Source organism: Cellulophaga sp. RHA19, from assembly GCF_002813425.1.
Classification (GTDB): domain Bacteria; phylum Bacteroidota; class Bacteroidia; order Flavobacteriales; family Flavobacteriaceae; genus Cellulophaga.
Genome location: NZ_PHUL01000001.1, coordinates 2975081 through 3000660, shown reverse-complemented (window position 1 = coordinate 3000660; position 25580 = coordinate 2975081). Strand labels below are relative to the sequence as shown.

The following is a 25580-nucleotide window of genomic DNA, read 5'->3' as shown; positions in this document are numbered from 1 at the left end:
AATTACTATAAAAAAAGTCCGAAACTAATTTTAGTTTCGGACTTTTTTATGCAATTAAAATTACAATATATTATTGTAATAACTCTGCTATTTTCTTTTCTAAGTCGTCTCCTCTTAGGTTTTTAGCAATAATAACTCCTTGTTCATCTAAAATAAAAGTAGAAGGTATAGAAGTTACATTGTATAATTTAGCAATTTCTTGTACGTCTTTTTCATTGTAAACGTGACTCCAAGGTAAGCCATCTTCTTCAATAGCTTTTTTCCATTCAGTTGCATTTTTATCTAAAGAAACACCAACAATATTTAAACCTTTGTCGTGGTATTTATTATATACATTTACAACATTAGGATTTTCTCTTCTACAAGGTACACACCAGGCAGCCCAAAAATCTACTATAGTTACTTTACCCAATGCTTTATTTAATGCTAAAGGTGTACCATCTAAACTAGGCGCTGTAAACTCTGGAGCTTTGGCACCAATAGAAGTTGCTTTGTTTTTGTTTATTATTTCTAAAACAGATTTGGCTGCAGCAGTTTGCTTAACCTCTTCAGATAAACCGCTAACTAATTCACTAATCTCATCTTCTGTTAAAATTTTGTTCATTAACAGTCTGTTAATAATCATTGCAGATATAACAGCATTAGGATTTGCTTTAGTAAAGTTAATCTCGTAATCTTTACCTTCTTCTTGTATTTCTTTAATTTCGTCTTGTAATGCTTTTACTGTAGCGGTATCCTTAGCCATAGCAGCTTTTTGGTAATCTTGCTGTATAGATTGTACTTTTTCTCCTATAAGTTTAGAACCTTCAATAAAATCTGAAAACATATCATTTTGTGGTGTTCCACTAATAACTACATTTCTTAGACTATCTCTATGGGCAGACATTTCTATTGTTCCGTTTTCAGGAAAAAACATCATATTACCCCTAACCTTATCAATAAATACGTAGTAAGGATCTAAAGTTTTTGGCGTAGGTGTATTAAATACAAACTTTCCTTCTTTAACTGTAACAGTATCTACTTCTTTAATAGAGTTGTTTTCTCCTGCTGTTTTTAAAAACACTTGTGTTCCATCTGCAACATCTCCTCTTAAGGTTCCGTTTAATACAAATGAATCGGTCTTTTCTCCACAAGACACTGCTAATACAGCAATAGTAAGAATAACTAGTAATTTTTTCATTATTTGTTTTTATAATTTAGTGTTACAAATGTAGGGAAACTAAAAGTCATAAAAAAAGCCCTTAACATTTTGCATGTAAGGGCTTGTTATTGGCTAGTTTACAGTTTAAAATTTATAACGTAAACCTAAAGCTATATCAAAATCAAAATTATCACTAAAGTGCTTGTATCCTGTTAAGCCTATTTCTGGTCTTATGTCTAAAGAAATTAGTAATGGAAAGTCAAAATTATATTCTATACCAACATCTCCGGCAGCAAAAATAAATAAGCCTCCATCTGGTTCTCTAATATCAGTTGGGTCATTAGGGTTTGCAATTGGTTCAAAATCTACACTACCAAAACCAGCACCAGCACCATAGTACCAATTAAAGCCATTATCTATAGCAAAAACCCATTGGTGTATACCAGAAAGCTTAAAAGCATCGTAATTTTTACTATCTCTCCAGCCTAAATTAGCTTCTAAACGAGTGTACCTTGTTAAACTTTTTTGGTATGATAATTCTGCACCAAACCCCTTACTATCTCCAAGTCTTAAACCGGCAGTATGTTCTGCAATATCTTGTGCACTTAAAGTGGCGGTTATCAAAAAAACAAAAAATGGAATTACTTTTAAGATTTTCATAATACTATATATTTTTGATGTAAAAATATGACGTTTAAATCATATTTAAGTGAATAAAAACTTATTTTAGTTCCCAAAAATTATACCAAATTGAATACCAAACTACTTAACTCACTAGAACAGAATTTAGAAGGAGATTTATTTGTAGATAAACTTTCTACAACTTTGTATGCTACTGATGCATCTGTATACCGAAAAATGCCTTTAGCTGTTGCTCTACCAAAAACTACTAGTGATCTAAAAAAGCTAATTAATTTTGCATCAGAAAACAACATTGGGTTAATACCAAGAACTGCAGGTACATCTTTAGCGGGTCAATGTGTTGGTGATGGTATTGTTGTAGATGTATCTAAACATTTTACTAAAATAATTAGTGTAGATAAAGATAAAAGGCAAGTTACAGTACAGCCTGGTGTAATTAGAGATGAGTTAAACCTTTTTCTAGAACCTTATGGGTTGTTTTTTGGACCAAATACATCTACTTCTAATAGATGTATGATTGGTGGTATGGTTGGTAATAATTCATCTGGTACAACATCTATTCAGTATGGTATTACAAGAGAAAAAACTGTTTCTTTAAAAGCTATATTGTCTGATGGTACAGAGGCTAACTTTGGAGATTTAACTAAAGATGAGTTTCATAAAAAAAGAGAAGAGGATACGTTAGAGGGTAAAATTTACAATTCTATTTTTAATGAATTAAGTATAAAAGAAACCCAAGAAGAAATTATAAAAGAATTTCCAAAACCATCTATTCATCGTAGAAATACAGGGTATGCAGTAGATGAATTATTGCATAATAGTGTTTTTGGTAACGATGGTAAGTTTAATATGTGTAAACTGTTAAGTGGTAGTGAAGGTACTTTAGCTTTTACTACAGAAATTACACTAAGCTTAGATCCTATTCCGCCAAAGTATGCGGCAATGGTTGTTACTCATTACAATTCTTTAGAAGATTGTTTGGCAGATGTAGTCCCTGTTATGGAGCACCAACTGCATTTATGTGAAATGATGGATAAGGTTATTTTAGATTGTACAAAAAATAACAGAGCACAACTAGCAAATAGATTTTTTGTAGAAGAAGACCCTGCTGCATTATTAATGCTAGAGTTAAAAGCAAACACTAAAGCAGACTTAAATTATTTTATAGATAGTTTACTAAATACCATAAAAAAATCTGGTCTTAGTTATGCTAATCCTATTTTATTTGGAGATGATATAAAAAAGGCTGTAGAACTACGTAAAGCTGGTTTAGGGCTTTTGGGTAATATGGTTGGCGATAAAAAAGCAGTTGCTTGTATAGAAGATACTGCCGTTGCTATTGAAGATTTAAAAGAATTTATTGGTGAGTTTACAACAATAATGAAAGGTCATAACCAGAGTGCTGTGTATTACGCACACGCGGGAGCTGGCGAGTTACATTTGCGTCCTATATTAAATTTAAAAAAAGGAGATGATGTTAAATTATTTAGAGATATTACAACTGATGTAGCTAAATTAACTAAAAAATACAATGGCTCTTTTAGTGGTGAGCACGGAGATGGTATTGTACGAGCAGAGTTTATACCGTTAATGATTGGTGATAAAAATTACCAATTGCTACGCAGAATAAAATCTTACTTTGATCCTAGAGGAATTTTTAATCCAGGTAAAATTGTAGACTCCTACCCAATGGATGAGTCTTTTAGGTATGAAATTGACCGGAAAGAACCTGAAATAGAAACATTATTAGATTTTACAGAAAGTGAAGGAATATTAAAAGCTGCCGAAAAATGTAACGGTAGTGGTGATTGTAGAAAAACAGAAAAGTCTTCTGGTGCAATGTGTCCTAGTTACCACGTTACTCGTAATGAAAAAGATACTACTAGAGGTAGGGCAAATGCGCTAAGAGAAATGCTAACTAATACAGAGGAGGCTAACAAGTTTAACCAAAAAGAGCTTAAAGAGGTTTTTGATCTTTGTTTAAGTTGTAAAGCTTGTTCTAGTGAGTGCCCTAGTAATGTAGATATAGCAACTTTAAAGGCAGAGTTTAGTTACCAATACCAAGAAGTTAACGGGTATTCTTTTAGAAATAAATTGTTTGCTTTTAATACAAAATACAACGCTTTAGGTAGTAAAATGCCCAAAATGACTAATTTTATGTTTAATTCATCACTTTTTGGTGGTGTAATTAAAAATATAAGTGGTGTTGCTCCAGAGCGTAGTTTACCAAATGTTTACAAATTTAATTTTGACAAATACTTAAGCCAAATAGATACTAATGGTAAAAAAAGTATTGGCAAAGTTGTTTTGTATATAGATGAATTTACAAAATATTTAGATGTTAACATTGGTATAGATGCTATACAAGTATTAACTAAGTTAGGGTACAATGTAGAGTTGTTTTATGCAGAGAGTGGACGCACATTTATATCAAAAGGATTTTTAAAACAAGCTAAAGAACTTGCTTTAAAGAACGTAGTTAAATTAAAAGAATTTACAGATAAAGGTGTAGTTGTAGTTGGTTTAGAGCCTTCTGCTATTTTAACTTTTAGAGATGAATATAAAAAATTAGTGAGTGATAAGGAATTGGTAAATGCTGTTGCTAAAAATGCGTTTATTGTTGAAGAGTTTTTAGCTGGTGAAATAGAAAAAGGAAACATTTCTAAAAACCAATTTACCAAAGAAGCTAAAACTGTAAAAATTCATAATCACTGTCATCAAAAATCTTTAAGCAACCAAAAAGTAACTTTTGATGTGCTTAACGTTATAGAAAATTATAAAGTATCTATAATAAGCTCTGGTTGCTGTGGTATGGCAGGTTCTTTTGGTTATGAAAAAGAACATTATGAAACTAGTATGGCTGTAGGTAATTTAAAATTATTTCCGGCAATTAATAAGAGTAATAATGATGTCATTATTTCTGCAAATGGCACTAGTTGTAGACATCAAATTTATGACGGTACAAAACGTAAAGCATTACATCCAATAACAATTTTAAAAGAAGCACTTGTTTAAATAGCAAGTGTTTCTATTCTGTAGTGTTATCTTCAATTTTATTACCATTTTTAATAGGATTATTGCTGGTAATAGAGTTTATAAGCTCTTGCATATCCATATTTTTTATTTCTTCGTCAGCAAAAAAAGGGGATAATTTATCATGATTGTATTGGTATAGTTTCCAACGCTTAAAAGAATATTCTAAAGCAGTTAAGTTTTCTATCCAATCTCCAGAGTTTAAATACACGCAGCGACCATATTTGTTTTCTTTTAACTCTTTTTTAGGCTGGTGTATGTGTCCGCAAGCAACATAATCATATCCTTTTTCAATGGCTAAATTAACAGCAGTTTCTTCAAAATTACTAATATATTTTACAGCACCTTTTACACTGTTTTTAATTCGTTTAGATAAAGAATACTTTTCTCTTCCCATTTTAGATAATCCCCAATTTAAGGCTCTATTTATTAATATTAATAAATCATATCCTTTACCACCTAATTTAGCTAACCATTTAGCATTTGTAATAGAAGCATCAAAAACATCACCATGAAAAAACCACCCTTTTTTTCCGTCTAAATCTAAAACAAGTTTATCTACAATATGCACATTACCCATAATTGTACCGCTAAATTTACGTAGCATTTCATCATGGTTACCAGTAATGTAATATACTCGTACGCCCTTAGAGGCCATACCAATAATTTTTTTTAAAACTTTCATATGTGAAGATGGAAAGTACCGCTTGCTAAATTGCCAAACATCTACAATATCTCCATTTAATATTAAAATTTTTGGGTCAATACTATTTAAATAAATTAGTATTTCGTCTGCATGACAACCATAAGTACCCAAGTGAACGTCAGAAATAACAGCAACCTCAATTTTTCTTTTCTTCATCTTTACCAGTTTATACAAACTAACCCTTTACATATGAACTGAATATAAACAACTAATGAAAATTTTGTGATGATTGTGTTAAGTGTACATTAAGACATATCTAAATTTTATATTCTGATGCTTATAAATTATCTTTGGAACTTATACATACCAATAAAATAATTAGATGGCAGGAAACACTTTTGGTAACCTTTTTAAGGTAGCAACCTTTGGAGAATCACACGGAGTAGCAATAGGCGGAGTATTAGATGGTTGCCCAGCAGGCATAGAAATAGATTTGGAAGCTATACAAACAGAGTTAAACCGAAGAAAACCTGGACAATCTAAAATAGTTACACAGCGTAAAGAGCCAGACGAGGTAGAATTTTTTTCTGGTATTTTTGAAGGTAAAACTACAGGAACTCCAATTGGTTTTGCCATACGCAATACTAACCAAAAATCTCATGATTACTCACATATAAAAGACTCGTATAGACCATCGCATGCAGATTATGTGTATGATAAAAAATACGGATTTAGAGATTACCGTGGCGGCGGACGTAGTTCTGCTCGTGAAACTGCTAGTAGAGTAGTAGCTGGTGCAATTGCAAAGCAATTTTTATCTAACATAAAAATTAATGCTTATGTTTCTCAGGTAGGAGAATTAAAATTAAATAAAAATTATACCGAGTTAAATTTAGCAGATACAGAGTTAAACCCTGTACGTTGTCCAGACCAAGATATGGCTGCTAAAATGGAAACATACATTAAGGATATTAAAAAACAAGGAGATACTATTGGTGGTGTTATTACTTGTGTTCTACAAAATGTGCCAATTGGTTTAGGTGAGCCAGCTTTTGATAAATTGCACGCAGAATTAGGAAAAGCAATGCTTAGTATTAATGCTGTAAAAGGTTTTGAATATGGTAGTGGTTTTAGTGGTGTAGCTATGAAAGGTAGTGAGCATAACGACCAATTTAATACAGATGGCACAACAAAAACCAATTTTAGTGGTGGTATACAAGGTGGTATAAGCAACGGTATGGATATTTATTTTAACGTAGCGTTTAAACCTGTTGCTACTATTATACAGCCTTATGAAACAATAGATAAGGATGGTAATATGGTGAAAACTCAAGGTAAAGGTCGTCATGACCCTTGTGTTGTGCCAAGAGCCGTACCAATTGTAGAGGCAATGGCAGCTTTAGTTTTAGCAGATTACACCTTAATAAACAACAGTATTAAATAATTGACAGATATTTTTACATTGAATTATTAGTAATAATTGATGTTAAAAATTATTGATTCAATTTTATTTGGAACGTAACAGACCAAAATGGTATATTACTCACAAAAATTTTTATAAAATAGAAGTATGAAGAAATTGGAGCTGCACTGGCAGATTATGATAGGGATGGTTTTTGGTATCCTCTTTGGTTTTGGCATGGCACAACTTACATGGGGCAAAGATTTTATACTAGACTGGATTGGACCATTTGGACAAATATTTGTAAACCTCCTAAAGTTAATTGCGGTTCCGTTAATACTTGCATCGTTAATTAAAGGAATATCAGACTTAAAAGATATTTCCAAATTTAGAAATATCGGTTTTAAAACTATTGGTATTTATATGTTTACAACAGTAATAGCTATTACCATAGGCCTTGTACTAGTAAATGTATTGCAGCCAGGTGAAGGTATTTCTCAAGAAACTATAACAAAACTAACTAATACCTATGCTAACGATAGTAGTTTGCAAGGTAAAATTGCGGAAGCTACAACACAAAAAGAAAGTGGCCCATTGCAGTTTTTAGTAGATATGGTACCTAGCAATGCCTTGGCAGCTATGAGTAATAATAAACTAATGTTACAAGTTATATTCTTTACTATTTTTATGGGAATATCTATGTTGTTAGTTGGTGAAAAAAGATCTAAACCTTTAAAAGATTTTTTTGACTCACTAAATGATGTTATTCTTAAAATGGTAGATTTAATTATGCTTGCCGCTCCTTTTGCTGTATTTGCATTATTAAGTCAGGTTGTAGTTACTGCAGATGATCCAGAAATTTTACAGAAGTTACTATCTTATGCAGGAGTAGTTGTTTTAGGGTTGATACTAATGATAGCTTTTTACTGTTCTCTAGTATATTTTTATACAAAAAAGAATCCTATTTGGTTTTTAAAACAAATGAGTCCGGCTCAATTATTAGCTTTTTCTACTAGTTCTAGTGCGGCAACTTTGCCAGTAACTATGGAAAGGGTAGAAGAGCACATTGGGGTAGATAAGGAAGTATCAAGCTTTGTTTTACCAGTTGGAGCTACAATTAATATGGATGGTACAAGTTTATACCAAGCTGTAGCTGCTGTATTTATTATGCAGGTACTTTGGCCAGAAGGTTTAACTTTTGGTAACCAACTATCTATTGTATTAACAGCATTATTGGCTTCTATAGGTTCTGCAGCAGTACCAGGAGCAGGTATGGTAATGTTGGTTATAGTGTTGGAAGCTATTGGTTTTCCGGCAGATTTATACCCTGTTGCATTGGCGTTAATTTTTGCTGTAGACAGACCATTAGATATGTGTAGAACAGTAGTAAATGTTACAGGAGATGCTACAGTATCTATGATTGTTGCTAAATCTGCTGGTAAATTACATGATAATCCTAAGGCTAAAAATTGGGATGATAATTATGACGAAGTAAAGTAGCATAACTACTTTTAATATATAAAAGCAGCATCAAACAATTAAGTTTGATGCTGTTTTACTTTTATAACTATATTGTCTTTAAAAATAATATCTAATGCGTCTGTATCAATACTAAAAATACCAGGTTTAAACCCCAATATATAAGCAATATGTTCTGGGTTGTATTCATAAAAATCTTCACCTAATAATTGTATAACTTCTGTTCTAGTTTTACCAATTAGCATATTACTCTCAATTATATCAGTAGATAACTCATAACGTTGCTCAGGATTGTTGTTCCATTTTTGTTGATTAAACTGATGTTTAGGGTAGTAGGAAATTATTGCTACAAAACAATATATGCTAAAGATGTATGTTAATGGAGCAAAAACAATAGATAGTCCTATTGCAGTAATTTTTTTATATTTTAAAGCAATTCTATTGCTTTTTTTTAAAGCCCAATTAAAAATGAAAAATAAGACGATAGCTATAAATAGGATTATTAATATGACCATAATTGTATGTTAAATAAGTTTGTAAATTATAAAGAGATATGTTTGTTTTTAGGATATTTAACTTGGTAAGAAAAACGTTCTTTTTGTGTTTCTTTACTATTTAAATCTATTTTCCACGTTAGCAAACCTTTAGCGTCATTATAATTTGCATTGTATGTTTCTATTTCACTTACTTTGATCTCTTTATTTTCAGATAACGGAATCCTGTCTATTAACTTTACGGTAATCGCTGTGCTTTTATTATTCTTAATTTCTAAATCATACGCTCTGTTTAACACACGATTATTACCAAATAAAGATTTACCTTTAAAGTTTCGATCTTGCTTTCTTGTAACTGTAATACCTGCATCTACACCTAAAGAAACTACCATTTCTTTTGTTGTTTTGTATGGATCTATTACCGTTTTACCAGCAAAACCACCTTTAAAGTATATGTTAGCCTCACCAGGTAATAAATTGTATTGTTCCCAGTTTTTAAACGATGCAGTTAAAAAAACATTTTCATTTAATACGGGTATAGAAAGGTACTCGTATGTAGCATCTAAATTAAAGGTATTAATTTCTATGGCTATTATATCTCCATCAGACTTAATAGAATACGGTTTTTTAATTGCAAAAGTTGTATTGGTAACATCGTCTTCTGTAGTACTCTTTTTAGTAGTAATTACAATCACACCATTAGTAGCTCTAGAACCGTAAACAGCAGTTGCAGAAACTCCATTTAATTTTTCTAAAGATTGTATATCGTTGGCATCAATATCACCTTCTATAAAATTTTCCATTGGCACGCCGTCTACAATATACAAAGGCAATTCTGGTTTATTTGTAGTTAGGGTAGATGTTCCTCTAACTTTTACGCCCGCTACCTTACCTTGTAAAGAACTAGAGTAACCTGTAACTACAACTTCATCTAAGGCTTCATTATCTTCATCTAATTTTGTGTTTATTATAGATGCATAAATTGGTAGTTCTGTTGTTTGCATTCCTATGTAAGAAAACTGTAATTCTCGCCCAGTATGGGTTGCTATGGTGTAGTTTCCATCAAAATCTGTTTGTGTACCTATGTTAGTGCCTTTTATTAAAACAGTACAGCCAGGTAAAGGTTGTCCGGATGCGTCTGTAACCACCCCTGTTACTTTTTTTACTGAAGGATTGTAATAATATTTACTCTTTTTTATAGCTTTAGATTGGTAATTGTACCCGTTTGTAAAGTTTAGATATTTAGTGTCTATAACCGGTTTAGTTGTTTGTTTTATAGGGTTTCCGGTTGATAAATTAATTTTTACATTCTTCCACTCATTACCTGTGTTTTGGTACACATTAGCTTTGTATTTAAGTTGAAGATTACTGGCTGTATTTTTAGATTTTATATCATAAGTTGGCACCCAACCAGCATCTGAAACAACATAAGACAAAATTAAGTTTATGTTAATGTCTAAAGGGGCATCAAACTTAACAATTAATTCTCCTTGCGCTATAGCAGGCCCAGTTGTAAGCTCTTTTACTTGTAAATTTAGATCTCTAATTGTTGTGCTTATTTTTTCTATTTCATTATTTATAGTAAATATCTCATCTCTAATTTCAGTAATGCGTTTTCTGTAATAAGTACTTATTTGTTTAAGCTTCTCTAGGTCTAAATTTTCTGTAGTTGCGCTTACTTGTCTGTTTTTGGTAATTAATAATTCTTCTTCTTGTAAACCAGATATTCTATTTTTTAATAGTTGAATTTTTTTAGATAGTAATTTGGCTTCATTTTGTAATTCTGTAGCTTCAGGAGTTACCATAAACTTATCTAAATAGTTAATACCGTAATCCATTGCTAAAATAGAAACAGATTGTAACCCTGATATTTGAATGCTATTTTCATCAATTTTAGAAGATAAACCAGTAAACTTTAACTCGGTTGTACCTTCTTTAAGCGTAAAATTACTTGTGCGTGTAATTTGTGCTCCATTTAAGTAAACTGTAACCTCTTTTATGGTAGAAGGAGTTTTTTTGTCGTTCGCAGTTATTGCTATGGGAATTAGTAACAATAGATAAAGTAGCTTTTTCATAGATATTAGTTTTTAAGGTTGCGTAAACCTAAGAATAGCAATACTTGAAAAAAACTAATAGTTTGTAAAGTGGTCTTTAGAGTGAGTAAAGTTAACTTTTGAGCTAGTTTACGGTTTAGAAGTACTTTTAAAGTTTGTGCTGCTAGGAAGCTCAAACAATTCTAATTCAAAAAATGGAATAGCAGCAAGTAAATGATCAAAAATATCAGACATTATATACTCGTAGTTTTCCCATCTTTTATCACTACTAAAAGCATAAACCTCTAAAGGTATACCTTGTGCAGTAGGGGCTAACTGCCTAACCATAACCATCATATCTTTATTTATGGCAGAATGATTTTTTAAATAGGTATCTGCATACTTTCTAAAAAGACCAATGTTAGTAAGGTTTCTTCCGTTTATTAAGATAGATTTATCTATGTTGTTACTTTGGTTGTACTCTGTAATTGTTTCTTGTCTGCCAACAATATACTCTGTTATGAGACTTATTTTTTTTAATTTTTGAATATCTTTTGGAGCTAAAAATTTAATACTCTCTTGCTTAATTATTAAAGCACGTTTAATTCTACGTCCAGGAGAATTTGTCATTCCTCTCCAGTTTTTAAAAGAATCAGAAATTAAGGCGTATGTTGGTATAGTTGTAATTGTATTATCAAAGTTTTGTACTTTAACTGTAGCAAGGTTAATTTCTATAACATCACCATCTGCACCGTAATTATTAAAAGAAATCCAATCGCCAATACGCACCATATCATTTATAGATACTTGTATACTGGCAACAAAACCAAGTATGGTGTCTTTAAAAATTAATAATATTACAGCAGAGGCGGTACCTAAACCAGTTAAAAATTTCCAAAGTTCTATGTCTGTAAGTATAGATATAGCTAACAAAATACCAATAGACCATAAAAATATCATAAATACTTGTATGTAACTATCTATAGGTTTGTCTTTTAGATTTGGTAATGTTTTAAAGAAATCTTTTAAAGTGTTAAGCAAACTCCTAACTACCCATAGAGTTAATACAATACCAAAAACTTCTAACCCTTTTAAAATTACACCTTGTGCTTTTATGAAACCGTTAAAAACCAATGGAACAGCGTTGTAAGCAATAATAATAGGTACTATATGAGCAACATTTCTTGGTACCTTATTTTTAACCAAAAAGTCATCAAAATTGGTTTTAGATATGCTTGTAAATTTTGCAAAGACAGAAATAAAAATCTTTCTTAAAACAAAATCAAAAATATAGAGAACAATAACTAAAAGAACTAAAAGTATTAGTGTGTTTAGGTATTTAGCGTAAATATCATCTAAACCAAAGTCAACTAAATAGTCGTGCAGTGAATATGAAATTTGATTTAAACTGTACATAAAAAAAGATTAATATATTTAGGTGAAATTAAGTTAAGTAATTGATTAATAATATTAATTAGATGCTAATTAATCTAAAAATTTAGCTTTTAATTCCGGAGTAGGAATCATACAATTATCTTTTTTTCCAAACCAGTTATACCTGTTTTTAGCAATATAACTATATACCCAATCTCTAAAACCAACAGGAATTTGTTCTAAAACCCATAAAAATATCCAAACACCTCCAAAATTACGACCAATTTTTAGTGCAGCAGTAGATTTTATGTAATAAGCAATGTTAGGTTCTATTAAAATAATAGAGTCTATTTTAGATGTGTTTATATTGCGTTCTGTAATAAGTTTTTTGCCAGTTTCTCCTTGCAATGTTGCAAACCTAAACAGGTCTTTTTTATCATGTTTAATAATAAACTGTATAGCGTTGTTGCATAAGTTGCAAACGCCATCAAAAAGAATAATTTTTTTATCTACTACCACAAGGCAAAGATAAAATACCTTAAACAAATAAAAGTGTTTTATAATGAATTTAAGAAATCACTTAGATCTACTTCTCGTTTAAGACTTAGCTTCTTTTTTAATCTATATTTAGACTTTAAAATACTGTCTGGTAGTACGTTAAAAATAGCGGCGATTTCTTTAGTAGATAAATTCATCCTTAAAAAAGCAGCAAGTCTAATTTCTTTATCAGATATGTCCGCGTATATTTTTTTTAGTTTATTATCAAAATCATTATGAACATCTGCAAAGTAAGACTTAAATAATTCCCAATCTTTGTCGTCTGCAGTTTGTTTTTTTAATAGCATTAATATACGTCTAAACTCTAATTTAAATTTATCTGGGTTATTTTTAAGTTCCTTTAAATTATCTATAAGTTCTTGTGTAAACGTGTTCTTTTGTACTAAGTGCACTGTTAAACTAGCTAATTCTTTTTGTTTGTGCTCTATTTCTTTTCTATATAGTTCATCTTGTTTTTTCTGTTTATTTATATTTTTCTTCATTCTGTGTTTAAATATAAAAAACAGCATAATTGAAATAGAAATTACAGCTACCATACCAGCAGCGTAAAGACTTATAGTTAAGGTATTTAGTTTATCTTTTTGTTGTAAGTTTTTAATTTCTTCTTCGTTAAGAGCTAGTAGAGTTTGTTTTTTTTCAGTTTCGTATATAGTTTTTAATTCTTCAATCTGTTGTATTTTTTTTAAGTTATAAATACTATCCTTAAATTTTTGATGCTTTTTTAAATCACTCAGAGCTAAGTTGCTTTTACCAAGCTGTTCATTAGCCAATGCGCGTAACTTGTAATTCTCCATTAAATAGTCTAGCCTTTTAATAGGTTTAGATTTTTCTATAGCTTTGTTTAGGTATATAATGGCTTGTTTTGGTTCACCTAAATCTATATATAACTTTCCTAGTTCTTTTAAAACATCTATATAGTTATATAAAAAGCCTTCTCTTTCATGAAACCTTAAGCTTTCTTCTAAGTATACTTTAGATTCTTCAAATTGTTTAGACTCTCTGTATACAGATCCAATGTTGGTATATAGTAAACCTTGATTAGATACTAATCCTTGATCTTCTGCTATTTTTAAACTCTTTGTAAAATTTATAATAGCTTTATCAAACCTTTTTAAATTAACAAAAGCAGTTCCTATTTGCAGGTACATATTACACATCCAATTACTATCATCTTTTAACTTATATACTTCAAGAGCTTTATTGTAATATGTGATGGCTTCATTATAATTACCAATACGATTTTGTATTTCACCAATTTTGGCAGTAATATCTGCTTTAGATACGCTATTTTCTCCTATAGAGTCTAAAATACCTAAAGACTCCATATACATTTTTTGAGATAATCTATACTGACCTTTACTTAGGTAAACACTAGCTATATTACCAATACAATTGCTGTAAAGTGTTGTTTTATTATTCTTTTTAAAAATATCTTTGGCCTTGTTAAACATTTTTAAAGACCTATCTAAATTAGAGTTTTGCCTTTCAATATCAGCTAACTCATTAAGGCCTTTAGCATAGCTTACATCATCATTAAGTTCCTTTGCTAGTGACATAGCAATTTTATGATAATAGACAGAAGAATCTAATTTGTGAATTACTTTATATACCAGTGCACTATTGTATGCGCTAGAAACTATTTTGGGTTTATCTGATATTAATTTAGCAGAATTATATGCCTCTAAGGAGTATTTTAAAGATAACTTTGGATTACTATACTTAAGATTTGAATGTAAACTGTCTAGTATTTTTAATTTTTGAGTTATTGATACTTCAGTTTGTAAAACATTTTTTAAGCTATCTATTTTTTGATTATTTTGACTAAAAGAAAAAGTTGTAACACTTATTACCAAAAAGGTAATTAATATGGTTTTCATAAGTTAATTCTGATAAAGTTAATTATATAAAGAATAAAATAATTGGGGACTTTACCTTCTTTCTTTGCATCTAAGATATTAATTTTTTTAAAAATTTAAATATATAAAAATCTATTATTCTTCATTTGTCCATATATTTTTTGATTTTTATTAAGAGGTTTTTAAACTTTTATTTTTGACTTAACCTATTGATTTTTATAGGATACGAGTTTGTTTTGGCTCTTATAAAATCATATTGTACGTCCTTTGTTTTGTATAGTTTTTAATATACGTGTCCATACTTTGTCCATTGTATATTTGATGTTTAAGAGCTTGTAAAAAATTATTTTTGTCCTCTCAAATCTTAAAATAATATATTATGAAGCAAATGCATTCATATAGTATTAAAACAAACCTACTAATGTTTTTAATACTATTTACATCATTGTTGTCTTGTAGTAAGGAAGATGATTCTTCGCAAAAAGATAACGAATCCGAAAAGAGTAGTTTTAATGCTGTTCTTGCTGTTGGTGAAGATTTAGAAGATCCAATACAACAACAGATAGAGGTTTCTTCTACACAAAGTGAGCAAGCAATTACTACAACAGACGATCAGGGTAACTCAACTATAGAAAACTGGAGTTGCACAACAACTACTTATGATTTAAAAAGGGAATCTGGTGGAGAAGATGGTTTTCCATTATTTAGTCCAAATGCTAAAATAATTTATCCAGGTAGCTTGTTACAGGGAAAAACACTTAAAAATACAACTCCAGACGTAATAGCAGTTGATAGAGCTGGAGGAACAGTGTCTTATGATTTGGTAAATGGTAACATATCTAGTAATGTAACTGTAGATGTGGTGTCTAAAAGTAGTATACAAGATGCTATGAACCAGATAATAGCAGCATCACCAGATGTAACGCCAGCAAATTTTACTTTTGAGTATGAACAAGTGCAAAGTAGAGAGGCTTTAGCTATTAGTATGGGGTTAGATATAAAATCTGCCTTTGTAAAAGCAGGTGCTAGTTTTGACTTTAAAAACGGAGACAATAAAAATAGAATCTTGGTAAAGTTGAAACAAACGTTTTACACTATGTCTATGAATTTGCCAACTAGTAAGGATGATTTATTTGCAGACACGGTAACACCAGAAGATTTAGCTAAATATATACAAGAAGATAATCCTGCAACATATATTAGTGATGTTACCTATGGTAGAGTTTATTATATGTTGATAGAAACAAGCTCATCTTACCAAGAGCTAAACGTAGCTGCTAATGCTAGTTTTGGTGTGTTTAGTACTAAAGTTAAGGCAGAGTTAGAGGTTAACCATTTAAAAGAGCTAAAAAATGTTAATGTAAAAGTTATTGCTTTTGGTGGTGATACAGAATCTACTATATCTACTATAGGCGAAACAAATTTAAGCTCTCTAGTTAGCTTACTGTCCAAGAGTGCTAACATAGGTTCAGGATTACCTATAAGTTATGTGGTACGTAGTGTAAATACAAATCAAATAGTTGGTGTGCAGCTTGCTACAAAGTATAACGAAACTAATTGCGAACCTCTTTTTGATAATGGAGAACCAATACAAACAAAGCATTGGAGAGGTAATATTTTAAATAAAATGGGAGGCGTTGGTGCAGCTTTTGAGCGCAATAAAGGAGAGTTTATACTTGTAAATACTTCTGGAGATAAATATATGCGTAGTTTTAACGGTGCTTTAGAAGGTCCTTTTTCTGTAACTGATTTGTTTGGTGGTGAATACCCATTCTTTACTGGTGATAAAGACAGTGGAGAGTTTGATGGTATAGGAGCTATTGTAAATCTTAGAAAAAATGGAGAATACAGCAGTGTAGATAAAGAAAAACAGTTTCTAGCAATATCAAAAAACGGGTTACAGTTTAAATATGTTAGTTCAAATTCATGGGAAAATTTCACCTCTTTAGAAGACCTTTCTATAGAGAAATTAGGAAGAGCAGGTAGTAGTGAAGGTTTTGGTACAGAAGGTATAGGAGCTTTGTTAAATGAATTTTATGACTTAAAAGAAGAAGATTCTGACCAGAGTATAACAATAGCGTTTGACAAATTAGGTAAAAGAATTGTCTACTTTTTAGCGGGAAATACTGAAGAAGGAACGGTATTACCATTAAACGTATATGCTATTAAAGATTCTAAAAACGTTTTATTTAAAAATATACCCTTAGAGACTGTAGGTGCATCTTTTAACTTTTATTTAGGAGATAAATTAAGAACTGTGTTTTTTGATATAACTGGTACAAAATACACTGTTTCTGGTAATAATACGGGTGATTATTCTCCAATTTTTAGTCTTTAAGTATTCAATAAAATACATCTAAATAACTAGCTCTAAATTATTCTCAAATTTTGCTTCCTACTTATGATTACATTTAATTATGTAATGGTCTTAATAACTGTTAATAATTATACAGAATTGAGTTAGTTTAACTGGGCAATTTAATTATTGCCCAGTTTTTTTTTTACTCAAGTTTAAAATAATAGTTTTTTAACCAATCTATGCTAAGTCCATTAGTATTGTTTTTTATTTGATTGTTGGTTAATGGTGTTTTACTTTTTAATTTATTAAAAGTATACTTGTTGTTTATACCCTAAATTAAAGAATTAGTATACGAAACAGGCAGAATATACTTAGTCTTTTACAGCATAATAACAGCTGTATGTCTTTATAAGCTATCTAAACCTTCCCTTTTTACTTACATAGGCTATATATTAACTTCATAAAAGAATAAATTAATATGTTAATTTGATAGTTAGTAAAATAAACCGATTATTTTTCGTTTTTTATAATTAAAACTGTAGAAAAATGAATATAATTAATTTTTAAAATTCTGTTTTTCAGTTAATTGAATCTAAATATATTTTTTTGACAACTATTTTTAATAAATGCACGTATATAGTGTGTTACTCGTAGAAGTCTAGTTGTAATTGTATTTTTTTTGTGTTTTATAAGAAAAAATTAACACTTGTCCATGCTTTGTCCATGGTGTTTTCTTTAAAAACATTTGGTTTAGGCTTACTTTTGCAGTGTAAGAAAATATTAAAAATTAAATAATTGAATACAAAAATTATTTAGTTTAAAAATTGGGGAACAGTCGGCCTCTTAAGTGGTTTGTAACTTCATTAAACTTAATGCTGGCTGTTTATTTTTATTTAGCATATAAACGCTACTAATATTTATTAGTGGTATACAATTTATAAATAAAACAAATTTACTTTAATGTAAGTTTTAAGGCTTACAATCACAATTTAAATTAGTTTTTTAAAAATGGGGAACAGTCGGCCTCTTAAGTAGTCTTTGTAAACTTCATAATGCTTAATGCTGGCTGTTTATTTTTTTTTGGCCTGTACCAGTTCTAACTGATCTACATTTACATTTGTAGTAAATAATCCGTAGTTAACAATAGCTTTGTTTTTTTCTAAAGAATCTATACTACCAACAGCTTTTCCATCTAGCATACGGACTCTATCACCAATTTTAAAAATATACTTAGGTTTAAGTTTTTCTTTAACAATAGCTTTTTTCTTTTCTACTTTTTTCTTTTCACGTATTACCTCTACCTTTTTAGCAACTTCTTGCTCTACTTGTTTCTTTTTGGCTTTTTGTGCTTTAACTTCTTTTGCAGATTTCTTTTTACGTTTGCTATTTTCAGTTTCTACAACACGTATTAGTTCTGAGACTAACACACGTTTTTTGTTATCCTGAAAATATTTTTCAGCAGCATCATTTACCTTGTTACCTAAATAAATCATACGTTGGTTATGGTCGTACAATTCTTGGTAGTTTTCTAGCTTAGATTTTATTTTTGTGTTAAGCTCTTCTAAACGTCTAGATTCTTGCCTTGCTTTAGTTTCTTCTTCTTGTAGCCTAGAACCTGTTTTTTCCATTTTACTACGTTCTTTTTGCATTTTAGCAATGGTAGCATCAAAACGGACTTTACCACGTTCTATTTTCTTTTTGGCTTTGTTAATTAAGCTATACGGAATACCATTTTTTTGAGCAACTTCAAAAGTAAAAGAACTACCAGCTTGCCCTAATACAAGTTTAAAAGTTGGTTCTAAACTTTTAGCATCAAACAACATATTGGCATTTGTAGCGTGCGGTAATTCATTAGCTAGCATTTTTAAATTGGCGTAATGCGTAGTAATTACACCATAAGCACCGCGCTCATAAAAAACTTCTAAAAAAGTTTCTGCCAATGCGCCACCAAGTTCAGGATCACTACCAGTACCAAATTCATCAATTAAAAAAAGTGTTTTATCATTACACTTCTTTAAAAAGCTATTCATATTTTTAAGGCGATAACTATAGGTACTTAAGTGGTTTTCTATAGATTGATTATCTCCTATGTCTGTTAATATTTTTTCAAACAAACAAACCGTACTACGTTCATGAACAGGAATTAGCATACCACTTTGTAACATCACCTGTAGCAAACCAATTGTTTTTAAGGTAATACTTTTACCACCAGCATTAGGACCAGAAATTACAATAATTCTGTTGTCCTGTTTTAGTTCTATAGTTTGTGGCCAGGTTTTTTCATTTTTCCTTGTATTAGTTAAGTACAAGAGTGGGTGATAAGCATCACGTAAAAACATAGTTCTTTCTTCACTAATTTTTGGCAAGAGAGAGTTTGTATCTTGTGCATACTTTGCTTTTGCAGCAGTAACGTCTGTTTCTGCTAAATACTCTTGGTAACTAGCTAAAATATAATCAAAAGGTCTAATTGCTGCTGTTAATTCTTTTAAAATACGATTTACTTCTTCTTTTTCATCATATTCTAAATTGTTTAACTCTCTACTATGGCGTAACGTAGCTTCAGGTTCTATATAAACAATGCTACCAGTTTTAGAAGCCCCCATAACGGCACCTTTCACCTTTTTTCTGTACATTGCTTTTACAGCTAAAACACGCCTGTTGTCTACTACAGATTCTCTAATTTCGTCTAAATAATCTGCAGAATTATAAGAGTTTAAAGCAGATAAAAAACTAGAGTTAATTTTACCTTTTACAGAATTAATTTCTCTACGTAAATCGTATAATTTGCTTGATGCTTTATCTTTAACCTCGCCAAACTTATCTATAACAGCATCTATAGCGTTTGGTATTTCTGGTAGCACATTTAGTGTTTCAGAATAGTTACTTAATAATGGGTAATATTCTTTAAACTTTTTAAAAAACTTAATATGTACAACAATAGTATTGCAAATACTGCTAATTTTTTTAAAACCTCCTATTTCTAAGGTTGCGTTTTCTATTTTTAATAAATGTAATTCTTTAGTAATGGCATCAAAACCGTGATTTGGTATACGGTTTTCATTATCGTAAGATGCTACGTATTCACTAGTTTTTCCTAGATTTTCTAAAATTTCTTCTTTACTACTAAAAGGAGTAACGTGTAGTGCTAATTCTTTCCCTAATTCTGTACTACAGCGCAAGTTAATGTGCTCTAATACGGTGTTAAATTCTAGGTCTTGTAATGTTTTAGGGTGAATTTTATGCATTGTATAATTTTAAACCTTGCAAAGGTAAAGATAAGTGATGAAACTAGAAGTTTGTAATTTTGAATTTAGTCATTAAATTTCCAAGCCAAAATTCTACTTTTTTTATTGCCTTGTTCCATAGGCACTATAAAATAACTAGCTTTTAGTTTAGTAAGTTGTTTTTGTAATTTAGTTAAGTTATTGCTTTTAGATACTAAGCTGGTAAAAACAGTAACCTGGTCTTTAAATAAAACACTTTCTTTTATTAATCGTTTTAAAAATAGAGCTTCGCCACCATTACACCAAAGCTCATTAGCCATACCACCAAAGTTAAGCTTTAGCTCACTAGCTTGTTTTCCTAAATTTTTAAGTTTGCGTTGTGTGCCTTTTTTTGCTTCTTTTTCTGATGAATGAAAAGGCGGATTACACATTGTAAAGTCAAACTTTTCATTGGATTTAATTATCCCTGCAAAAATGTTAGCATTATCTTTTTGATGTCTAATTTCAATAGCATCAACTAAATTAGTATTTGCAGTTACATTTTGTTTTGCAGATGCTACAGCTACTTCATTAATATCTGAACCTACCATTTTCCAATTGTATATTTGGCTGCCCAGTATTGGATAAATGCAATTGGCACCCACACCAATATCTAAACCCTTAACAGGTGTATTTATATTTACTTTGTTAAGTATGTCTGCTATATGGTGTATGTAATCTGCACGTCCGGGAATTGGTGCACAAAGGTAGTTTGTAGGTATACTCCAATTAGTAACATTATAGTGTAGCTTTAATAGCGCTTTATTTAATTCTAAAACGGCATTAGGATTAAAAAAATCTATAGTGCTGTTACCAAACTCATTAGTGTGTACAAAAGGAGCTAAAGGAATATGTACTTCTATTAATTTTTTAAATTGATAAGGCGTATTATGTAGATTTTTTGGATGCACAGCAACTGTTTTTTACAAATGTAAGATGATATCTAAAGAGATCACCTATTTTTTTGTGGATTCTAGTGAAAAGAGTGACTATCTTTGCCCAAAATTATATTATGTCAAAAAAGTTTTCTAAACTAGGAGTTTCTACTCCTCTTCTTAAAAGTTTAGCCGAATTAGAAATTACGACTCCTACAGAAATACAAGTAAAATCTATTCCGGTTTTACTAGAGGCTAACAAAGATTTTGTTGGTTTAGCAAAAACAGGTACTGGTAAAACCGCAGCTTTTGGTTTGCCACTTATACAATTAATAGATACAGATAATGCCAACATACAGGCTGTAATAGTTGTACCTACAAGAGAATTAGGTCAGCAAATTTACAGCAATTTAGTTTCTTTTGCTTCACATATGCCTGCTGTTTCAATAGCATCAATATGTGGTGGTACACCTATAAAGCCGCAAATAGAACGTTTAAAAGAAAATACTCATATAGTTATTGCTACTCCTGGTAGGTTAATAGATTTGTTAAAACGTAACGCTATCAGTCTAAAAAATTCTAAATACCTTGTTTTAGATGAGGCAGATGAAATGGTAACTTCCTTAAAAGATGGTTTAGATACTATTGTAGCAGCCTTACCTAAAGATAAAAGAACTATATTATTTACAGCAACAATGCCTGGCGCTATTAAGCAAATGGTACAAAACTATTTATCTAAACACGTTACACAGGTTAGTGTAAATATGGAAACCGTTGGTAATACTAGTATAGATCACCAATATGTTGTTGTAGAACCTATTGAAAAATTAGAGGTTTTAATGCACTTTTTAAACTCTAGAGATGGGCAAAGAGGAATTATATTTTGTAAAACCAAAGCCGCAGTTAACAAACTTTCAAAAAACTTGGCTATAAATAAGTTCTCTTCTGGCGCATTACATGGTAGTTTAACACAACCAATTAGAGACCGTATTATGGGTCAGTTTAGAGAAGGGCACATAAAAATATTAGTGGCTACAGATTTGGCTGCTCGTGGGTTAGATGTAAAAGAAATATCTTATGTTGTAAATTATCATTTGCCAGATGTTTATGAAACTTACGTGCATAGAAGTGGGCGTACAGCAAGGGCAGGAGCAGAAGGATTTTCTTTAACTATTTTGCAGAAAGAAGAAGAAAAAGACATTACAGATTTTGAAAACGAATTAGGATTAAGTTTTAAAAAGTTTAAAAAAGCAGATGCTAGTAGTATTGAAGAAAACAATACATTACTTTGGGCTAAAAAGATTTTTAAAACAAAACCTAATCACACTATATCTGCTGAATTTAAAGAAAAGGTACATACCGTTTTTCATCATTTAACAAAAGAAGAATTGGTAGATAAAATTTTAGCACATCATTTAGGGCAAACTAAAAAACTTGGTTCTAGCTCATTAGAAGATAACAACTTTACGCTTTAATAGCATAAAATAGTATGGCAAATACAATTAAAAATAGAAAGGATATTTTACAAAAATTAAATATTCATCAATTAAACCCTATGCAGCAAGAGGCTCTTTCTGTAATAGAAAATACAACTAACACAGTATTATTATCGCCAACAGGAACAGGTAAAACACTTGCCTTTTTGTTGCCATTAATAGATAGGTTAGATCCAGATTTAGAGGAAATACAGGCTTTAATTTTAGTGCCATCTAGAGAATTAGCCATACAAATAGAGCAGGTTATACGTTCTATGGGCTCTGGTTATAAAGTTAATGCAGTGTATGGTGGTAGAGCAATGTCTAAAGATAAAATAGAGCTTAAGCACATACCTGCAATATTAATTGGTACACCAGGAAGAATTGCAGACCATTTTGATAATGAACGTTTTTCTATAAAATATATAAAGACACTTGTTTTAGATGAGTTTGATAAGTCTTTAGAAACAGGTTTTGAAGAAGAAATGAAATATATTATTAGTTTACTACCTGCTTTAAATAGACGTATTTTAACATCTGCTACACAGGGTGTTACTATTCCAAAATTTGTACGTTTAGATAAAGCTGTAACTATTAATTTTTTAAAGGAAAATAAAAATAAACTAGCAGTTAAAACTGTAGTTTCTCCTAATAGAGATAAGTTAAGAACGTTACTAAATTTACTTAATAATGAAGGGAATAACCCGGGTATCATATTTTGTAATTTAAGAGAAAGTATAAAGGGAGTTAGTCGGTTTTTAGAAAAAAATAATATTACGCATGGCTGTTTCCATGGTGATATGGAACAGAAAGACAGAGAACGTTCTTTACTAAAATTTAGAAACGGAACTTATGATGTTATTGTAGCTACAGATTTGGCTGCACGTGGTATAGATATTCCAGAGATGAAATATATTATACATTATGAGCTGCCTTATAAAAATGAAGAATTTATACACAGAAACGGTAGAACCGCGCGTGTAAATGCTAAAGGAACTGCTTATGTTTTAAAGTGGGAAGAAGAAGATTTACCAGATTTTATTAAAAATGCACCAGTTGCAAAAATTAGTAAAACAGGCACAAGAAAACCACCGTATTGGACAACTTTATTTATTTCTGGGGGTAGAAAAGATAAAATATCTAAAGGTGATATTGCTGGTTTATTTTTTAAACAAGGTAATATTAATAAGGATGAATTAGGAGTTATAGAACTTAAACAAGACTGTACTTTTGTATCTGTACCTGCAGTTATTGCCCCTAAACTTGTAGAAAAACTAAATAATACAAGGTTAAAGAAGAAGAAAGTTAGAATTAGCATTATTTAATGTATGAAAGAAGAGAATACTAATGCAGACAATGCATTATCACAAGAAGAAATAGATAAGTGTATTTCTGTTTTAGAACACTTAATTTCTAATACCGATGAAATTTTTGAAATTTCTAAAGAAAAAAGAACAACTTTAATTAAAGCTGCTGGTCAACTTTCTAGACCAAGTAGAGAAGAGTTTTCTCGTAGAAAAAAAGATGCTAAAAAAGCACAAAAACGTAAACAAGATGCTAGGGACCGTAATGCTCGTAAAGAAACTGGTATACGTAGTGCCCGTGAAGCTGTAGTTTTTGTTGCTCCTAAATTGTTGCCAGAGGCAGATTTATCTAACCAAAAAGAGTTGGAGTTAGAGTCGCCAAGAAACTGTTACGTTTGTAAAGATTTGTTTACTAAGCTGCATCATTTTTATGACCAAATGTGTACTAGTTGTGGAGATTTTAACTATGCCAAGCGTTTTCAAACAACAGAATTAAAAGGGCAGGTTGCAGTAATAACGGGTTCTAGATTAAAAATTGGTTATCATATTACATTAATGTTATTGCGTGCAGGTGCTACTGTAGTTGCAACAACAAGGTTTCCGGTAGATTCTGCTTTGCGTTTTTCTAAAGAAGAAGATTTTACGCAATGGGGACATCGTTTAAAAATTCACGGTTTAGATTTAAGACATATACCTAGTGTAGAAATCTTCTGTAATTTTATAGAACAAAAGTACGAGAATTTAGATATTCTTATTAATAATGCAGCGCAAACAGTACGTAGACCAGCAGGTTTTTACACGCACTTAATGGCTAATGAAGAAAAACCAATTTCAGATTTACCAAAGTATGCTGCAGATTTACTGCAAGATCATGTGGGTTGTATGCAAGAGTTAAAGGAGTTAACCTCTGGAGCATCTCCTAATAAAAATATGCCAGTTACTTGGCATGGACCAGAACCAGGTATAGGAATTAGAGCTTCTGCAAAGTTGTCTCAAATACCATATAGTTTTGATAATTCATTACAAACTTCAGAAGTTTTTCCAGAAGGAGAGTTAGATGCAGATTTGCAACAGGTAGATTTACGTAAAACAAACAGCTGGCGTTTAAAGCTTGGAGAAATTGAAACAACAGAAATGATAGAGGTGCAATTGGTAAACTCTGTTGCTCCGTTTGTATTATGCAACCGACTTTCTGAAGTTATGAAGAAAGAAAACACAGGTAAAAAGCATATTATAAATGTTTCTGCCATGGAAGGTAAATTTCATAGATTCTTTAAAGAAGATAGGCACCCGCATACCAATATGGCTAAAGCAGCCTTAAATATGCTTACACACACTGCCGCTGGTAGTTTAGCAAAAGATGGTATTTATATTAATGCTGTAGATACTGGTTGGGTTACAGATGAAGATCCGGCAGAATTATCTAAAAGAAAAGCAGAATTACACGATTTTCAGCCTCCATTAGACATTGTAGATGGTGCTGCACGTGTTATGGATCCGTTAATTGATGGTATTAATACAGGAAAACATTGGAGTGGTAAATTCTTAAAAGATTACAGACCTATAGATTGGTAGTACTTAAATTTAAGGAGACGTTAAACTTGTGTTAGGCTTTGTTAAACGCTCTATATTGATTTTCATTTTTTGTAACTTAACATTAGTTGATGGTAACATCAATAAATTAAGTTTAATAAAAAATAATATAG

At 30.6% G+C, this 25580-nt stretch carries 17 protein-coding genes; 7 read left to right on the top strand and 10 right to left on the bottom strand.

What is annotated here, in order from left to right:
- Positions 1 to 70 precede the first annotated feature (70 nt).
- Both AX016_RS13255 and AX016_RS13250 read right to left on the bottom strand, forming a co-directional pair.
- Positions 71 to 1180, bottom strand: a complete 1110-nt coding sequence (locus tag AX016_RS13255) for a TlpA disulfide reductase family protein (RefSeq protein ID WP_100896062.1) — start codon at positions 1178 to 1180, stop codon at positions 71 to 73.
- Between the two features lie 105 nt (positions 1181 to 1285).
- Complete coding sequence (locus AX016_RS13250; protein ID WP_100896061.1) at positions 1286 to 1801, bottom strand: hypothetical protein; 516 nt, start codon at positions 1799 to 1801, stop codon at positions 1286 to 1288.
- Positions 1802 to 1891: 90 nt separating this feature from the next.
- On the opposite strand from AX016_RS13250, the gene AX016_RS13245 reads away from it, so the two are divergent.
- Positions 1892 to 4798, top strand: coding sequence for an FAD-binding and (Fe-S)-binding domain-containing protein (locus tag AX016_RS13245; protein ID WP_100896060.1), 2907 nt, complete (start codon positions 1892 to 1894; stop codon positions 4796 to 4798).
- A 13-nt stretch (positions 4799 to 4811) separates the two neighbouring features.
- Here AX016_RS13245 and AX016_RS13240 read toward each other — a convergent pair whose 3' ends face one another.
- Entirely contained in the window at positions 4812 to 5678 is an 867-nt protein-coding gene (locus AX016_RS13240; protein ID WP_100896059.1) for a UDP-2,3-diacylglucosamine diphosphatase, read from the bottom strand.
- Between the two features lie 166 nt (positions 5679 to 5844).
- On the opposite strand from AX016_RS13240, the gene aroC reads away from it, so the two are divergent.
- Positions 5845 to 6906, top strand: a complete 1062-nt coding sequence (gene aroC / locus AX016_RS13235) for a chorismate synthase (RefSeq protein WP_100896058.1) — start codon at positions 5845 to 5847, stop codon at positions 6904 to 6906.
- Between the two features lie 126 nt (positions 6907 to 7032).
- The gene (locus AX016_RS13230; RefSeq protein WP_100896057.1) at positions 7033 to 8364 is read left to right on the top strand and encodes a dicarboxylate/amino acid:cation symporter; all 1332 of its coding nucleotides are present in this window, start codon (positions 7033 to 7035) and stop codon (positions 8362 to 8364) included.
- A gap of 38 nt (positions 8365 to 8402) precedes the next feature.
- Here the strand turns inward: AX016_RS13230 and AX016_RS13225 are convergent, their stop codons facing one another.
- The 5 genes from AX016_RS13225 to AX016_RS13205 all read right to left on the bottom strand — a co-directional run bounded on the left by AX016_RS13225 (position 8403) and on the right by AX016_RS13205 (position 14679).
- Positions 8403 to 8858, bottom strand: a complete 456-nt coding sequence (locus AX016_RS13225; protein WP_100896056.1) for a hypothetical protein — start codon at positions 8856 to 8858, stop codon at positions 8403 to 8405.
- Positions 8859 to 8884: 26 nt separating this feature from the next.
- Entirely contained in the window at positions 8885 to 10912 is a 2028-nt protein-coding gene (locus AX016_RS13220; protein WP_100896055.1) for a DUF4139 domain-containing protein, read from the bottom strand.
- A gap of 108 nt (positions 10913 to 11020) precedes the next feature.
- A complete protein-coding gene (locus tag AX016_RS13215) occupies positions 11021 to 12286 on the bottom strand; it encodes a mechanosensitive ion channel family protein (protein WP_100896054.1) in 1266 nt (421 codons plus the stop codon).
- Positions 12287 to 12355: 69 nt separating this feature from the next.
- Positions 12356 to 12763 carry a thiol-disulfide oxidoreductase DCC family protein gene (locus AX016_RS13210; RefSeq protein WP_100896053.1) on the bottom strand — a complete coding sequence of 136 codons (408 nt, stop codon included), beginning with the start codon at positions 12761 to 12763 and terminating at the stop codon, positions 12356 to 12358.
- A gap of 38 nt (positions 12764 to 12801) precedes the next feature.
- A complete protein-coding gene (locus tag AX016_RS13205; protein ID WP_100896052.1) occupies positions 12802 to 14679 on the bottom strand; it encodes a tetratricopeptide repeat protein in 1878 nt (625 codons plus the stop codon).
- Between the two features lie 358 nt (positions 14680 to 15037).
- Between AX016_RS13205 and AX016_RS13200 the strand changes: the two genes are divergently transcribed.
- Complete coding sequence (locus AX016_RS13200; protein WP_100896051.1) at positions 15038 to 16996, top strand: thiol-activated cytolysin family protein; 1959 nt, start codon at positions 15038 to 15040, stop codon at positions 16994 to 16996.
- Positions 16997 to 18027: 1031 nt separating this feature from the next.
- Here AX016_RS13200 and AX016_RS13195 read toward each other — a convergent pair.
- Together AX016_RS13195 and rlmF are read right to left on the bottom strand one after the other, a co-directional pair.
- Positions 18028 to 20202 (bottom strand): endonuclease MutS2, encoded by a 2175-nt coding sequence (locus AX016_RS13195; RefSeq protein ID WP_100896050.1) that lies wholly within the window; start codon positions 20200 to 20202, stop codon positions 18028 to 18030.
- A gap of 65 nt (positions 20203 to 20267) precedes the next feature.
- A complete protein-coding gene (rlmF, locus tag AX016_RS13190; RefSeq protein ID WP_100896049.1) occupies positions 20268 to 21131 on the bottom strand; it encodes a 23S rRNA (adenine(1618)-N(6))-methyltransferase RlmF in 864 nt (287 codons plus the stop codon).
- Positions 21132 to 21232: 101 nt separating this feature from the next.
- On the opposite strand from rlmF, the gene AX016_RS13185 reads away from it, so the two are divergent.
- Genes AX016_RS13185 through AX016_RS13175 form a run of 3 tightly spaced genes read left to right on the top strand, consistent with a single transcriptional unit; the run spans position 21233 to position 25449 of the window.
- Positions 21233 to 22570: a DEAD/DEAH box helicase gene (locus AX016_RS13185; protein ID WP_100896048.1), complete on the top strand. Its 1338-nt coding sequence runs from the start codon at positions 21233 to 21235 to the stop codon at positions 22568 to 22570.
- A 14-nt stretch (positions 22571 to 22584) separates the two neighbouring features.
- The gene (locus tag AX016_RS13180; RefSeq protein ID WP_100896047.1) at positions 22585 to 23895 is read left to right on the top strand and encodes a DEAD/DEAH box helicase; all 1311 of its coding nucleotides are present in this window, start codon (positions 22585 to 22587) and stop codon (positions 23893 to 23895) included.
- 3 nt (positions 23896 to 23898) lie between these two features.
- Complete coding sequence (locus AX016_RS13175) at positions 23899 to 25449, top strand: SDR family oxidoreductase (protein ID WP_100896046.1); 1551 nt, start codon at positions 23899 to 23901, stop codon at positions 25447 to 25449.
- The last annotated feature ends 131 nt before the right edge of the window (positions 25450 to 25580 follow it).

Bases quoted from the DNA above. Each gene is read 5' to 3' on its own strand.
- AX016_RS13215 (WP_100896054.1), bottom strand. From the start codon at position 12,286: ATGTACAGTTTAAATCAAATTTCATATTCACTGCACGACTATTTAGTT.
- AX016_RS13205 (WP_100896052.1), bottom strand. From the start codon at position 14,679: ATGAAAACCATATTAATTACCTTTTTGGTAATAAGTGTTACAACTTTT.
- AX016_RS13255 (WP_100896062.1), bottom strand. From the start codon at position 1,180: ATGAAAAAATTACTAGTTATTCTTACTATTGCTGTATTAGCAGTGTCT.
- AX016_RS13175 (WP_100896046.1), top strand. From the start codon at position 23,899: ATGAAAGAAGAGAATACTAATGCAGACAATGCATTATCACAAGAAGAA.
- AX016_RS13230 (WP_100896057.1), top strand. From the start codon at position 7,033: ATGAAGAAATTGGAGCTGCACTGGCAGATTATGATAGGGATGGTTTTT.
- AX016_RS13220 (WP_100896055.1), bottom strand. From the start codon at position 10,912: ATGAAAAAGCTACTTTATCTATTGTTACTAATTCCCATAGCAATAACT.
- AX016_RS13225 (WP_100896056.1), bottom strand. From the start codon at position 8,858: ATGGTCATATTAATAATCCTATTTATAGCTATCGTCTTATTTTTCATT.
- AX016_RS13200 (WP_100896051.1), top strand. From the start codon at position 15,038: ATGAAGCAAATGCATTCATATAGTATTAAAACAAACCTACTAATGTTT.
- AX016_RS13185 (WP_100896048.1), top strand. From the start codon at position 21,233: ATGTCAAAAAAGTTTTCTAAACTAGGAGTTTCTACTCCTCTTCTTAAA.
- AX016_RS13240 (WP_100896059.1), bottom strand. From the start codon at position 5,678: ATGAAGAAAAGAAAAATTGAGGTTGCTGTTATTTCTGACGTTCACTTG.
- AX016_RS13250 (WP_100896061.1), bottom strand. From the start codon at position 1,801: ATGAAAATCTTAAAAGTAATTCCATTTTTTGTTTTTTTGATAACCGCC.
- AX016_RS13180 (WP_100896047.1), top strand. From the start codon at position 22,585: ATGGCAAATACAATTAAAAATAGAAAGGATATTTTACAAAAATTAAAT.
- AX016_RS13195 (WP_100896050.1), bottom strand. From the start codon at position 20,202: ATGCATAAAATTCACCCTAAAACATTACAAGACCTAGAATTTAACACC.
- aroC (WP_100896058.1), top strand. From the start codon at position 5,845: ATGGCAGGAAACACTTTTGGTAACCTTTTTAAGGTAGCAACCTTTGGA.